The organism is Streptacidiphilus sp. ASG 303, from assembly GCF_020991365.1.
GTDB lineage: Bacteria > Actinomycetota > Actinomycetes > Streptomycetales > Streptomycetaceae > Peterkaempfera.
The window spans coordinates 1-12598 of record NZ_JAJLRA010000020.1 but is presented as its reverse complement, the minus strand read 5'-3'; the positions used below and the strand labels follow the sequence as shown (position 1 = coordinate 12598).

At 74.1% G+C, this 12598-nt stretch carries 10 protein-coding genes, 5 tRNA genes and 1 pseudogene; 5 read left to right on the top strand and 11 right to left on the bottom strand.

What is annotated here, in order from left to right:
- Positions 1-18 precede the first annotated feature (18 nt).
- Positions 19-615 carry a 3-isopropylmalate dehydratase small subunit gene (leuD, locus tag LO771_RS21625; protein WP_230654983.1) on the bottom strand — a complete coding sequence of 199 codons (597 nt, stop codon included), beginning with the start codon at positions 613-615 and terminating at the stop codon, positions 19-21.
- Between the two features lie 5 nt (positions 616-620).
- Complete coding sequence (gene leuC / locus LO771_RS21620) at positions 621-2042, bottom strand: 3-isopropylmalate dehydratase large subunit (protein ID WP_230654981.1); 1422 nt, start codon at positions 2040-2042, stop codon at positions 621-623.
- 245 nt (positions 2043-2287) lie between these two features.
- Here leuC and ndgR point away from each other — a divergent pair, with 245 nt between their 5' ends.
- The gene (ndgR, locus tag LO771_RS21615; RefSeq protein ID WP_230654978.1) at positions 2288-3001 is read left to right on the top strand and encodes an IclR family transcriptional regulator NdgR; all 714 of its coding nucleotides are present in this window, start codon (positions 2288-2290) and stop codon (positions 2999-3001) included.
- A gap of 193 nt (positions 3002-3194) precedes the next feature.
- Here the strand turns inward: ndgR and LO771_RS21610 are convergent.
- From LO771_RS21610 to LO771_RS21570, 9 genes are all read right to left on the bottom strand, one after another.
- Positions 3195-3266: transfer RNA gene (locus tag LO771_RS21610), tRNA-Gln, on the bottom strand.
- 4 nt (positions 3267-3270) lie between these two features.
- Positions 3271-3343: transfer RNA gene (locus tag LO771_RS21605), tRNA-Glu, on the bottom strand.
- 9 nt (positions 3344-3352) lie between these two features.
- Positions 3353-3428 (bottom strand) — tRNA-Glu (locus tag LO771_RS21600).
- 75 nt (positions 3429-3503) lie between these two features.
- A tRNA-Glu gene (locus LO771_RS21595) sits at positions 3504-3576 on the bottom strand.
- A 67-nt stretch (positions 3577-3643) separates the two neighbouring features.
- Positions 3644-3715 (bottom strand) — tRNA-Gln (locus tag LO771_RS21590).
- A 131-nt stretch (positions 3716-3846) separates the two neighbouring features.
- Positions 3847-4536, bottom strand: coding sequence for an HAD family hydrolase (locus tag LO771_RS21585; RefSeq protein WP_230654977.1), 690 nt, complete (start codon positions 4534-4536; stop codon positions 3847-3849).
- 40 nt (positions 4537-4576) lie between these two features.
- Complete coding sequence (gene gltX / locus LO771_RS21580; RefSeq protein ID WP_230654975.1) at positions 4577-6076, bottom strand: glutamate--tRNA ligase; 1500 nt, start codon at positions 6074-6076, stop codon at positions 4577-4579.
- Entirely contained in the window at positions 6069-6851 is a 783-nt protein-coding gene (locus tag LO771_RS21575; protein WP_230654974.1) for a fumarylacetoacetate hydrolase family protein, read from the bottom strand. Before LO771_RS21575 ends, gltX begins: the two co-directional genes overlap by 8 nt.
- A gap of 269 nt (positions 6852-7120) precedes the next feature.
- The gene (locus LO771_RS21570; protein ID WP_230745277.1) at positions 7121-7309 is read right to left on the bottom strand and encodes a hypothetical protein; all 189 of its coding nucleotides are present in this window, start codon (positions 7307-7309) and stop codon (positions 7121-7123) included.
- A gap of 603 nt (positions 7310-7912) precedes the next feature.
- Between LO771_RS21570 and LO771_RS21565 the strand changes: the two genes are divergently transcribed.
- The 4 genes and pseudogenes from LO771_RS21565 to LO771_RS21550 form a co-directional block, all read left to right on the top strand.
- Positions 7913-11467, top strand: coding sequence for a nitrate- and nitrite sensing domain-containing protein (locus LO771_RS21565; protein ID WP_230654972.1), 3555 nt, complete (start codon positions 7913-7915; stop codon positions 11465-11467).
- A gap of 13 nt (positions 11468-11480) precedes the next feature.
- Positions 11481-11894 carry a roadblock/LC7 domain-containing protein gene (locus LO771_RS21560; RefSeq protein ID WP_230745250.1) on the top strand — a complete coding sequence of 138 codons (414 nt, stop codon included), beginning with the start codon at positions 11481-11483 and terminating at the stop codon, positions 11892-11894.
- 96 nt (positions 11895-11990) lie between these two features.
- Positions 11991-12422, top strand: a complete 432-nt coding sequence (locus tag LO771_RS21555; protein WP_230654970.1) for a DUF742 domain-containing protein — start codon at positions 11991-11993, stop codon at positions 12420-12422.
- A pseudogene (locus tag LO771_RS21550) lies at positions 12403-12598 on the top strand (ATP/GTP-binding protein); the annotation flags it as partial. The gene LO771_RS21555 and the pseudogene LO771_RS21550, both read left to right, overlap by 20 nt.

The window sequence follows — 12598 nt, the reverse complement described above, 5'->3', positions numbered from 1 at the left end:
GACCGGGCGCCGGCGCGGTCAGGCGACCGGCAGGGTGCGGGGCTTGAAGGAGGGGCGGCCGGCCTCGAAGTCGGTGATGCCGTCCTCGTGCCGCAGCGTGAGGCTGATGTCGTCCAGGCCGTTGAGCAGTCGCCAGCGCGCGTTCTCGTCCAGCTCGAAGGGGGCCGTGATCCCCTCCGCACGGACCTCGCGCGCCTCCAGGTCGACGGTGACCTCGGCCGCCGGGTCGGCCTCGGTCAGCTCCCACAGCCGCTCCACGGTCTCCTGCGGCAGGATCACCGTCAGCAGGCCGTTCTTCAGCGAGTTGCCGCGGAAGATGTCGGCGAACCGGGACGAGACCACGGCCCTGAAGCCGTAGTTCTGCAGCGCCCAGACGGCGTGCTCGCGGGAGGAGCCGGTGCCGAACTCGGGACCGGCCACCAGGACGCTCGCGCCCTGCCGCTCGGGGCGGTTGAGGACGAACTCCGGGTCCTTGCGCCAGGCCTCGAAGAGGCCGTCCTCGAAGCCGGTGCGGGTGACCTTCTTCAGCCAGTGCGCCGGGATGATCTGGTCGGTGTCGACGTTGCTGCGGCGCAGCGGGACGGCCCGGCCGGTGTGGGCGGTGAACTTCTCCATCGGTCTCAGGCCTCCACGGAGATGCGGTCGGTGAGGTCCGCGGGCGCGGCGAGGCGGCCCAGGACGGCGGTGGCGGCGGCGACCTGGGGGGAGACCAGGTGGGTGCGGCCGCCCTTGCCCTGCCGGCCCTCGAAGTTGCGGTTGGAGGTGGAGGCGCAGCGCTCCCCCGGCGCCAGCTGGTCGGGGTTCATGCCCAGGCACATCGAGCAGCCGGCGTGCCGCCACTCGGCGCCGGCGGCGGTGAAGACCTTGTCCAGGCCCTCCTCCACCGCCTGCAGGGCGACGCGCACCGAGCCGGGGACGACGAGCATGCGCAGGCCGTCGGCGATCCGGCGGCCGCGCAGGATGTCCGCGGCGGCGCGCAGGTCCTCGATGCGGCCGTTGGTGCAGGAGCCGACGAAGACCGCGTCCACGGGGACCTCGCGCAGCGGGGTGCCGGGGGTGAGGCCCATGTACGCGAGGGCGTTCTCGGCGGCGGTGCGCTCGGACGGGTCGGCGAAGGAGGCCGGGTCCGGGACGCTCGCGCCCAGCGGGGCGCCCTGGCCGGGGTTGGTGCCCCAGGTGACGAACGGCGTCAGCTCGGCCGCGTCGATGTAGACCTCGTGGTCGAAGACGGCGTCGTCGTCGGTGGCGAGGGTGCGCCAGTACGCGACGGCGGCGTCCCAGTCCTCGCCCTGCGGGGCGTGCGGGCGGCCCTGCAGGTACGCGAAGGTGGTGTCGTCGGGCGCGATCATGCCGGCGCGGGCGCCCGCCTCGATCGACATGTTGCAGACGGTCATCCGCGCCTCCATGGAGAGCGAGCGGACCGCCGAGCCGCGGTACTCGATGACGTAGCCCTGGCCGCCGCCGGTGCCGATGCGGGCGATGACCGCCAGGATGAGGTCCTTGGCGGTGACGCCCTCGGGCAGCTCGCCCTCGACGGTGACGGCCATGGTGCGGAAGGGCGCCAGCGGCAGCGTCTGGGTGGCCAGCACGTGCTCGACCTGGCTGGTGCCGATGCCGAACGCCAGCGCGCCGAAGGCGCCGTGGGTGGAGGTGTGGCTGTCGCCGCAGACCACCGTCATGCCCGGCTGGGTCAGGCCCAGCTGCGGACCCACCACGTGGACGACGCCCTGCTCGACGTCGCCGAGCGAGTGGATGCGGACGCCGAACTCCTCGGCGTTGCGGCGCAGCGTCTCCAGCTGGGTGCGGGAGACCGGGTCCGCGATGGGCTTGTCGATGTCGAGGGTGGGCGTGTTGTGGTCCTCGGTGGCGATGGTGAGGTCGGTCCGCCGGACCTTCCGCCCCGCCAGCCGGAGGCCGTCGAACGCCTGGGGGCTGGTTACCTCGTGGAGCAGGTGCAGGTCGATGTAGAGGAGGTCGGGCTCGCCCTCGGCGCGCCGGACGACGTGGTCGTCCCAGACCTTCTCCGCGAGTGTCCGTCCCATCGCTTTCCCTCCGACCGGCCGCTCTGCCGGCCTGTTCGTGTGGTGGAGCCGCCTCCGCGGTACGCGTCCGGGGAGCGGCGCCCGTGCGGGGCAGCGCCCGTCCGGGGACCGCCCCGGTCCGCGGGGCCGCCCGGCGCTCGGGGCGGCCCGGGTGGCGGGCGCCTCCGGGGCTGCTCCTCCCAGAGTGACGGAGATCCCGGAAGATTGAACTTGCGTCTCGCGATCTGAGACTGCAATATCAGCGCATGGACAACTCTAGCGGCGTCGGCGTTCTCGACAAGGCGGCTCTGGTGCTGAGCGCTCTGGAGTCGGGCCCCGCCACCCTGGCCGGACTCGTCGCCGCCACCGGACTCGCACGACCCACCGCGCACCGCCTGGCGGTCGCGCTCGAGCACCACCGCCTGGTCACCCGCGACATGCAGGGACGTTTCATCCTCGGCCCGCGGCTCGCCGAACTGGCCGCCGCGGCCGGCGAGGACCGCCTGCTCGCCACGGCCGGGCCGGTCCTCACCCACCTGCGCGACGTGACCGGCGAGAGCGCCCAGCTCTACCGGCGCCAGGGCGACATGCGCATCTGCGTGGCCGCCGCCGAGCGGCTCTCCGGACTGCGGGACACCGTCCCGGTGGGCAGCACCCTGCCGATGAAGGCTGGCTCCGCCGCCCAGGTGCTCCTCGCCTGGGAGGAGCCCGAGCGGCTGCACCGCGGCCTGCAGGGCGCCCGCTTCACCGCCACGGCGCTCTCCGGGGTCCGGCGGCGCGGCTGGGCCCAGTCCATCGGCGAGCGCGAGCCGGGCGTGGCGTCGGTCTCCGCGCCGGTGCGCGGCCCGTCCAACCGGGTCGTGGCCGCCGTCTCCGTCTCCGGCCCGATCGAGCGGCTGACCCGCCACCCCGGCCGGCTGCACGCCCAGGCCATCATCGAGGCCGCCGGCCGCCTCACCGACGCGCTGCGCCGCGGCTGACGCCGCAGGCCACGGCCCCGGGTCCGCCCCCGGCGGGCCCGGGGCCGCGCCGCGTCCGCGGACCCGCGCCCCTGGACGCCCCGACCCGGGCCCCGGCCCCGGCCCGGGAGGGCGCGGCACGGGAAACGGTCCGGGAAAAGCGAAGGCCCCCGGCTGCTGCCGGGGGCCACACGCATGTCCAGCGATTCTCTCGCTGGGGTACCAGGACTCGAACCTAGACTAACGGAGCCAGAATCCGTCGGGCTGCCAATTACCCCATACCCCATCAGTACCCCCGACCGGATTCGAACCGGCGCTACCGCCTTGAGAGGGCGGCGTGCTAGGCCGCTACACAACGGGGGCCTGCCCGGCTGGTACCCCCGACCGGATTCGAACCGGCGCTACTGCCTTGAGAGGGCAGCGTGCTAGGCCGCTACACAACGGGGGCGGGAGCCAGGCATCCCGCTCCGGAGGACCGGAATGGGACTGTGGAACCCTTCTCGACCGATGGACGAGGAGGGAGTACCCCCGACCGGATTCGAACCGGCGCTACTGCCTTGAGAGGGCAGCGTGCTAGGCCGCTACACAACGGGGGCTCTCTTGAGGTGGAGTCCCGCGGCCGCACCCCCCGGAACCGGAGGGTGGTGGCCAGCGGATCTCACGCTGGGGTACCAGGACTCGAACCTAGACTAACGGAGCCAGAATCCGTCGGGCTGCCAATTACCCCATACCCCATTGCTCGGCCCCTGCGGGGCTCTGCTTGGCTTGCGCCTCCCGACCGTTCCCTCGGTTTCCCTCAGGCCCGTCCCGGGCGGCGCAGGAAGAACATTACCCGATGCCCGGCGCGGCTCCCAAATCCATACCCGTCACCCCGTGACGCGCCGCAGCAGCCCGGGCAGGTCGGCGAGGGTGCGGACGCGGTGGACGCCGGGCGGCGGGTCGCCGCCGGTACCGGCGCGGTCCAGCCAGACGCCGTGCAGTCCGGCGTCGCGGGCGCCCAGCGCGTCGAGGTCCAGCCGGTCGCCGACGTACGCCACCCGCTGCGGCGGCAGGCCCAGCGCGTCGCAGGCGGCGCGGAAGGCCCGCGGGTCGGGCTTGGCGGTGCCCAGCCGGTCGGAGCAGAGCAGGCAGGAGAAGCGGTCGCGCATGCCCAGCCGGATCAGCTTGCGCTCCTGGCGGGCCAGGGAGGCATTGGAGAGCACGCCGTGCCGGTACCCGCCGAGGGCGTCCAGCGCGGGCAGCACGTCGGGGAAGGCCGCCCAGGACTCCTCGTAGCGGCGCACGTAGCCGGCGAACCAGGCGTCCGCGCGGTCGTCGGGCAGGTCCGGATCGCCGAGGAAGCGGCGGGCGCGCTCGCGGCGGTGCTCGTGGAAGGTGAGCCCGCCCGCGGTGAAGCGGGCGTGCACCTCCTCCGCCACGGCATGCCAGAGGCCGAGGGCCCGCCCGTCGGCGGGCAGGCCCTCGGCCTCCAGGTGGCGCAGGATGCCGGCGCGCTCGGCGCCGGAGTGGTCGAAGAGCGTGTCGTCGACGTCCCAGAGGACACCTGCGAGGGCCATGCGGCGGACACTACCGCGCCGGGCCGCGCCCCCGCGCTGCTCAGGCGGCGGGCACGGCCTCCAGCGCGGCGCGCAGGCGGCGCAGCGTCTCCTCCCGGCCCAGCAGCTCCATCGACTCGAAGAGCGGCGGGGAGACCCGGCGCCCGGTGACGGCCACCCGCAGCGGGGTGAAGGCGAACTTGGGCTTGATGCCCAGCCCCTCCACCAGCGCCTCGCGCAGCACGGCCTGGATCGGCTCGGGCGTGAAGTCCGCCAGCCCCTCCAGCGCCTTGACGCTGGCCTCCAGCACCGGGCGGGCGTCGGCGGTGAGCACCTTCTCCGCGTCGGCCGGGTCGAGGGCGAAGGCGGCCGGGTCGACGAAGAGGAAGCCCAGCATGCCGACGACCTCGCCGAGCACCGTCATGCGCTCCTGGGTGAGCGGCGCGGCGCGGCCGAGCAGCTCCAGCTGCTCCGCGGTGGGCTCGGCGGGGAGCAGCCCGGCGGCCTGCAGGTACGGCACCAGGCGGCGGACGAACTCGTCGGCCGGCAGCTGCCGCAGGTGGTGGGCGTTGATCGCCTCGGCCTTCTTGAGGTCGAAGCGGGCCGGGTTGGCGTTGACCCGGTCGATGTCGAAGGCGGCGACCATCTCCTCGACGGAGAACAGGTCGCGGTCCTCGGAGAGCGACCAGCCGAGCAGCGCCAGGTAGTTGAGCAGGCCCTCGGGGAGGAAGCCGCGCTCCCGGTAGAGGTTGAGCGAGGCCTGCGGGTCGCGCTTGGAGAGCTTCTTGTTGCCCTCGCCCATCACGTACGGCAGGTGGCCGAAGAGCGGGGCCTCGCCGGTACCGATGCCGATCTCGCCGAGAGCGGCGTAGAGGGCGATCTGGCGGGGGGTGGAGGAGAGCAGGTCCTCGCCGCGCAGCACGTGGGTGATGCCCATGAGGGCGTCGTCCACCGGGTTGACCAGGGTGTAGAGCGGGGCGCCGTTGGCCCGCACGATGCCGTAGTCGGGCACGTGCTCGGGCTCGAAGGTGAGCTCGCCGCGGACCAGGTCCGGGAAGGTGATCGTGGTGTCCGGCATCCGGAAGCGGACGATCGGCTCGCGGCCCTCGGCGCGGTGGGCGGCCTGCTGCTCGGCGGTGAGGTCGCGGCAGTGGCCGTCGTAGCCGGAGGGGCGGCCGGCGGCGCGGGCGGCGTCGCGGCGGGCGTCCAGCTCCTCGGTGGTGCAGAAGCAGTGGTAGGCGCGGCCGGCCTCCAGCAGGCGGCGGGCGACGTCGGCGTAGACGTCCATCCGCTGCGACTGCCGGTACGGCGCGTGCGGGCCGCCGACCTCGGGGCCCTCGTCCCAGTCGAAGCCGAGCCAGCGCATGGCCTCCAGGAGCTGCCCGTACGACTCCTCGGAGTCGCGCGCCGCGTCGGTGTCCTCGATCCGGAAGACCAGGGTGCCGCCGTGGTGCCGGGCGAAGGCCCAGTTGAACAGGGCCGTGCGGACCAGGCCGACGTGCGGGTTGCCGGTCGGGGAGGGACAGAAGCGGACCCGGACTGCCGGATCGGGATTAGCCACGCTTGATCACCCTGTTGGTGAGAGTGCCGATGCCTTCGATGGAGACGGCGACCTCGTCGCCGACGTGGAGCGGTCCCACGCCGGCCGGGGTGCCGGTGAGGACGACGTCGCCGGGGAGCAGCGTCATCGCCTCGGAGATGTGGACGATCAGGTCGGTGACGGAGCGCACCATCTGGGAGGTGCGCCCGGCCTGCCGGAGTTCGCCGTTGACGGTGCAGGTGACGGCCAGGTCGGCCGGGTCGAGGTCGGTCTCGATCCAGGGGCCGAGCGGGCAGGAAGTGTCGAAGCCCTTGGCGCGGGCCCACTGGCCCTCGCGCTGCTGGACGTCGCGGGCGGTGACGTCGTTGGCGCAGGTGTAGCCGAGGATCACCTCGGGGACCCGCGCGGCGGGCACCTCGCGGCACATCCGGCCGATGACCACGGCCAGCTCGGCCTCGTACTGGACGTCGGAGGAGAACGGCGGGTAGGCGATGGCCTCGGTGGGGCCGACGACCGCCGTGTTGGGCTTGAAGAAGGTCAGCGGGACCTCGGGCACCTCGTTGCCCATCTCGGCGGCGTGGGCGGCGTAGTTGCGCCCGACGGCGACGATCTTGCTGGGCAGCATCGGGGTGAGGAGGCGGACGTCGGCGAGGCGGTGCGTCTCGCCGGTCGGCTGCGGGGCCCCGAACGGGTGGCCGGCGAGAGCGTGGACGACGAGCGACTCCGGCCGCTCGGCGTCGCCCTCGACCACGCCGAAGGAGACGTTCCCGTCGATGGAGAATCGGGCGATGCGCACGGGTGTCCGGACTCCTCGGGTCGGCGGCTGAACGCCCTCAGGCTATCGCGGCGCCAGGACGGCGGGCGCGGGCAGTGGGGCGGGCGGCGGGCCGGGACGGGCTGGGCGGGGCCGGGACGGTCGGGGCGGGGCCGGGCGGGGGCCGTCGGGCCGGGGCGGGAGCCGTGAGGGGCGCCGAGGGGGGGCGCGGGCGGGTGCCGGAGGGCGGACGGGCGGAGCAGCGGGCGCGGGGAGCCGGGTCTGCGCCCGTCCCCGCCGGGGCCGGCCCCTCAGGCGGCGCCGCCGGGCACCTCCATCAGGACGGTGCGGCGGGGGTTGGCGGTGCTCTCCGGCAGCGGCCGCGGCTCGCGCCCGCCCGCGGCCTGGGCCGGCAGCACCTCGAAGCCCTCGGCGGAGGCGAGGGTGGTCCGGCGCGGGTTGGCCGTCGGGCGGAAGCTCATCGTGGTCTTCGTGGGCACGCGTGACACCTACTTGTCATGGATCCGGCAGTGATGATCTGGTGTCAGGGCCCGCCGAACGGGGGAGTACTCCGGGAGGCGTCCGCTGCAACCGGAGCCGCATCCGCCCCGCAGGTCCCTGCACCGAGCAAGACTAGGGATCCACTCCCACAGCGACCGTGAGCGAATCTACACGGCGCGGTGTGATTTCGGTAACAATTGCATCACGCACAGCGACATTACGGACATTTGGCCACTGCCCGATTTTCCGGCATTGGCGACAGTTCGGACATTAAGCCCGAGCCATGTCACGCAGGTCGCATAGGCTTCGCCTGCAGCCTGTCCGAAAGATGCGGTATTCCAGCAGCCGGGGCGCACAGTCGGTGAGGAGGGGGGCGCAAAGCGTAGTCGCGTCGAACACGCAGCGTCGCCCCTTGTTGGAGATCCCCCGCTGTGCTGGAATTCCACGGACCGCCGGAGGACCGCCCTCCGGAGCGCTGAGCAGCGCAGGGGCCGAAACGGCGGCCCCGGGCAGGCCCGGACGATCCGGGATTGCGGATTCGAACTCGACACCGTCCCCTCGCGGCAACGCGGGGGACGCCTGGTCCAGAGGTTGCGACGCTAGTGCAGGGACGTTTCAAGAGGGGTGGCGGCGCCGCGGGTGACCCGGAGGAGCGCGAGCCCGCCGCAGCCCCCCAGCAGGCAGGCCCGAAGGCCGCCCCGGGAGCACCGGACGCCCGCGGGGGCGACGCCGGCCCCACTGCCGACGAGGTCGCCGGCGACCAGAGCCGCAGGGCCCGGACACGGGCGCGCCTGGACCGCGCGAACGCCCGGCGCAAGGCCACCGGCCTGCGCCGCTTCGCGCTGCGCAACTGGCGCATCCGCACCAGGCTCATCGCGCTGCTGGCGCTCCCCGTCATCGCGGCCCTGGTGCTGGGCGGCCTGCGGATCCAGTCGTCGCTGCAGAACGAGCGCGACCTGGACCAGATGGCCAACCTGAGCAGCCTGGCCAGCAAGGCCACCGCGGTGGCCGACGCCCTCCAGACGGAGCGCGACACGAGCGCCGGCCCCTTCATCCGTCGGAGGCTCACCGACGACGACGTGGTGAACGCCCGTCGGGAGACCGACACCCTGTACCGCTCGTACATGGGTGCGGCCGCGAACTTCGAGAGGCTGGACCTGCCCGGCGCCAACGCGCTGCTGACGCAGATCCAGTCCGGCGCCAACGCGCTGACCACGATCCGCAACACCGCGTACCAGCACCCGGACAACCTGCAGTCCACGATCACCGGGTACGACTCCCTGATCAAGAGCCTGATCGCCATCAGCCAGGACATGGCGCTGAGCTCCAGCAACCGGGACCTCATCGAGAGCACCCGTTCGCTGGAGCAGTTCTCCATCGCCAAGGAGAACGTGTCCATGCAGCGGGCCCTGATCAGCGCGGGCTTCGCCCACCTGCCCAAGCCCGCCCTGAGCGCGAGCGACGAGACCTTCGGCGCCAAGCTGAGGACCGACGTCACCAGCTCGCTCAACACCTTCCAGGCGATCTACGGCGCCTCCAAGGCCCAGGCGGTGCTCGCGCCGCTGTCACTGAACGCGGAGATCAAGCGCTCCAACCGGCTGTCGGACCAGATCCTGCAGACCAACGGCATCCAGCAGGTGCCGGCGATGACGTACCTGGAGTGGTACAACACCGCCAGCTCCAAGATGAGCGCGATGCACAACATCGAGACGCGGCTGCTGGAGGAGATGCAGGGCCAGGCCGCCGACCTGCGCTCGCAGGCGCAGACCGAGGCCATCGTCAACGGTGTGCTGATCGCCCTGGTCCTCCTCGTCGCCGTCGCCGGCGCCGCCCTGGTGGCCCGCTCCATGGTCCGCTCGCTGACCCGCCTGCAGGAGTCCGCCGAGGACGTCGCCGAGCGCCGTCTGCCCGAGCTGGTCAAGACCCTCTCCGAGGCCGACCCCCAGGACGTCGACGTCACCGTCGAGAAGGTGGGCATCGACTCCACCGACGAGATCGGCCACGTGGCGCACGCCTTCGACATGGTGCACAGCGAGGCCGTCCGCCTCGCGGCCGAGCAGGCACTGCTGCGCGGCAACATCAACGCGATGTTCACCAACCTCTCGCGCCGCAGCCAGGGCCTGATCCAGCGCCAGCTGTCGCTCATCTCCGAGCTGGAGAGCCGCGAGGCCGACCCGGACCAGCTGGCCAGCCTCTTCAAGCTGGACCACCTGGCGACCCGCATGCGCCGCAACGGCGAGAACCTCCTCGTCCTCGCGGGCGAGGACCCCGGCCGCCGCTGGACCCGCCCGGTCCCGCTCGTCGACGTGCTGCGCGCCGCGGCCTCCGAGGTGGAGCAGTACGAGCGCATCGAGCTGGCCTCGGTGCCGTCCGCGGACGTCGCCGGCCGCGTGGTCAACGACCTCGTCCACCTGCTCGCCGAGCTGCTGGAGAACGCGACCTCCTTCTCCAGCCCGCAGACCCGGGTGCGGGTCACCGGCCACGCCCTGCCGGACGGCCGGGTGCTCGTCGAGATCCACGACACCGGCATCGGCCTGTCCCCCGACGACCTCGCCGACATCAACGAGCGGCTCGCCAGCCCGCCGACGGTGGACGTCTCCGTCTCCCGCCGCATGGGCCTGTTCGTGGTCGGCCGCCTGTCCCTGCGGCACGGCATCCGGATCCAGCTGCGCCCCAGCGACTCCGGCGGCACCACCGCCCTCGTCATGCTCCCGGTGGACGTCACCAACGCCTCGGACCGCCGCGGCGGCCGCGGCGGCGCGGCCGGCAAGCAGCAGCGGAGCGCGGGCCCCACCCCGCGTCAGCGCGCGGTGCCCGGCGCGGACGCCCCCGCGGGCGCCCTGGGCCGCGGCTCCCGGCCGCAGATCGGCTCCGGCGGCCGTCCGCAGGGCGGTCCCCAGGCGCCGGGCGGCCATGACCAGGCCGGCCGCCAGCAGAACGGCCAGCAGTACGCCGGCCAGCAGCAGAACGGCCAGCAGCAGAACGGGCTGCCGGGCCGCGGTGCCCAGGCGCCGCTGCCGCCCGCCGGCCCGCAGCGCGGCGGCCGTCCGCAGGGTCCCGCCCAGCGTGGCCCCCAGGGCCCGGACCGGCGCCCGCAGCAGCCGGTGGCGGGGGCGGAGTTCCCGCAGGCCGACGGCGGCTGGCCGGCGGAGCGCACCCAGCACACCGCCCCGGGCCCCGACCCGCGGGACGGCCGGTTCGCCCAGGACGGCCCCCGCGGACCGCAGCAGCGGCCCGTCCACGGCCAGGACGCCGGGCAGCAGCCGCGCGGCGGCCGGCAGCAGGCCGTCCCGGCGGATTCCCTGGAGACCACCGCCCAGTTCGCCCGGCCCCGCTTCGAGGCCGAGATCGACCCGCGGGACCCGCTGGGCCTCGGCCCGGTCCCGCCGGCCCCCCAGCCGCCCGCGCCGCAGCCGCCGGCGCCGGCGCCCCACCAGGGCGGCCCGCGGCCGTCCGTCCCGGCCGCGCCCCAGCAGCCGATGGCGCTGCCCCCGGGCGGCGACGCCGACCCGCTGACCGCGCCGCTCGGCCCGGACACCACGGGCCGTTCGGCCGGGGGCTCCGGATCGCCGATCTTCGAGGCGATGGAGTCCAACTGGTTCCGCACCGGCGCCGCGGACCGCATGCGCGCCGTCCCCGTCGACGGCGGCGCCCCGGCGGCCGCACCCGCGCCGCAGCAGGACCAGGAGCCGCGGCGGGCCCGGCCCCGCCAGGCGCCCACCGCCCCGCGCCAGCGGACGGCCGACACCCCGCGGCCGGCCGCGGACCGCCCCGCGCAGCAGGCGCCCCAGCGCCCCGCGCCGGACGGTGCCGCCGAGGCCCCGTGGCGGACCTCGGCCAACGACGAGCGCTGGCGGCGCGCCGAGCAGGTGCGCGAGCCGGCGTCGGACGGGATCACCCCGTCCGGCCTGCCCCGCCGGGTCCCCCGCGCCAACCTCGTGGCGGGCACCGCGGAGCAGGCACCGCTGGGAGGCCCCCAGGTCTCCCGCGCCCCCGAGGAGGTGCGCGGCCGGCTCACCAACCTGCGCCGCGGCATCCAGCAGGGCCGCCGTGCCGGCGCAGCGGAGCCCCACCAGGGCAGGCAGACCGGGTACCCGAACAGCGGGTCCGGAGTATTCGGCAGCGGCGCCTACGGGCCCGACCACCAGGAGCGTTGAGACAGTGAGTCAGTTGAGCCAGGCGGCGAGCAACCTGAACTGGTTGATCACCAACTTCGTGGACAACACCCCCGGGGTGTCCCACACGGTGGTGGTCTCCGCCGACGGTCTGCTGCTCGCCATGTCCGAGGGCTTCCCCCGCGACCGGGCCGACCAGCTCGCCGCGGTGGCCTCCGGCCTCACCTCCCTGACCTCCGGGGCCTCCCGGATCTTCGAGGGCGGCGACGTCAACCAGACCGTGGTCGAGATGGAGCGGGGCTTCCTGTTCCTGATGGCCGTCTCCGACGGCTCCTCGCTGGCGGTGCTCGCCTCCCCCGACTCCGACATCGGCCTCGTCGGCTACGAGATGGCACTCCTCGTCGACCGGGCCGGCGACGTCCTCACCCCCGCGCTGCGCGCCGAACTCCAGGGCAGCCTGCTGCACTGACCCCTCATCACGCCGGTGGCGCGGCCGTCCCGCCGCGCCGCCGGAGAACCACCCCGCTGACACGGGCTGCGATCCGCTGCAGCGCAAGGAGGATTCATGACCCCGCCCCCCGGCACGGCCGGTCCGTACGGAAACGGGTACGGCAACGGCTACGGTGACCAGCAGCCAGGCGGCTACGAACAGCAGCAGCCGCTGGTGCGCCCCTATGCGATGACCGGCGGCCGCACGCGGCCGCGGTACCAGCTCGCGATCGAGGCGCTGATCTCCACCACCGCCACCGCCGGCCGCCAGGGCGGGCTGCTCCCCGAGCACCAGCGCATCGTCCACCTCTGCCGCGAGATCAAGTCGGTGGCGGAGATCTCGGCACTGCTCTCGATGCCGCTCGGGGTCGCACGCATCCTCGTCGCCGACCTGGCCGAAGCCGGCCTGGTCGCCATCCACCAGCCGGCCGCCGCCTCGGGCGAGACCGGCGGACAGCCCGACGTGACACTGCTCGAAAGGGTGCTCAGTGGACTTCGCAAGCTCTAGGCCCGCGGATCCGGGCCTCGGCGGCACGGCGACCCGGGCGACGACCTCGGCGAAGATCGTCGTCGCGGGCGGCTTCGGTGTCGGCAAGACCACCCTCGTCGGCGCGGTCTCGGAGATCAACCCGCTGCGCACCGAGGCCGTCATGACCTCCGCGTCCGCGGGGATCGACGACCTCA

Coding starts and splice junctions, on each gene's coding strand:
- LO771_RS21555 (WP_230654970.1), top strand. CDS start 11,991: ATGACCCCGCCCCCCGGCACGGCCGGTCCGTACGGAAACGGGTACGGC.
- ndgR (WP_230654978.1), top strand. CDS start 2,288: ATGGACAACTCTAGCGGCGTCGGCGTTCTCGACAAGGCGGCTCTGGTG.
- leuC (WP_230654981.1), bottom strand. CDS start 2,042: ATGGGACGGACACTCGCGGAGAAGGTCTGGGACGACCACGTCGTCCGG.
- LO771_RS21585 (WP_230654977.1), bottom strand. CDS start 4,536: ATGGCCCTCGCAGGTGTCCTCTGGGACGTCGACGACACGCTCTTCGAC.
- leuD (WP_230654983.1), bottom strand. CDS start 615: ATGGAGAAGTTCACCGCCCACACCGGCCGGGCCGTCCCGCTGCGCCGC.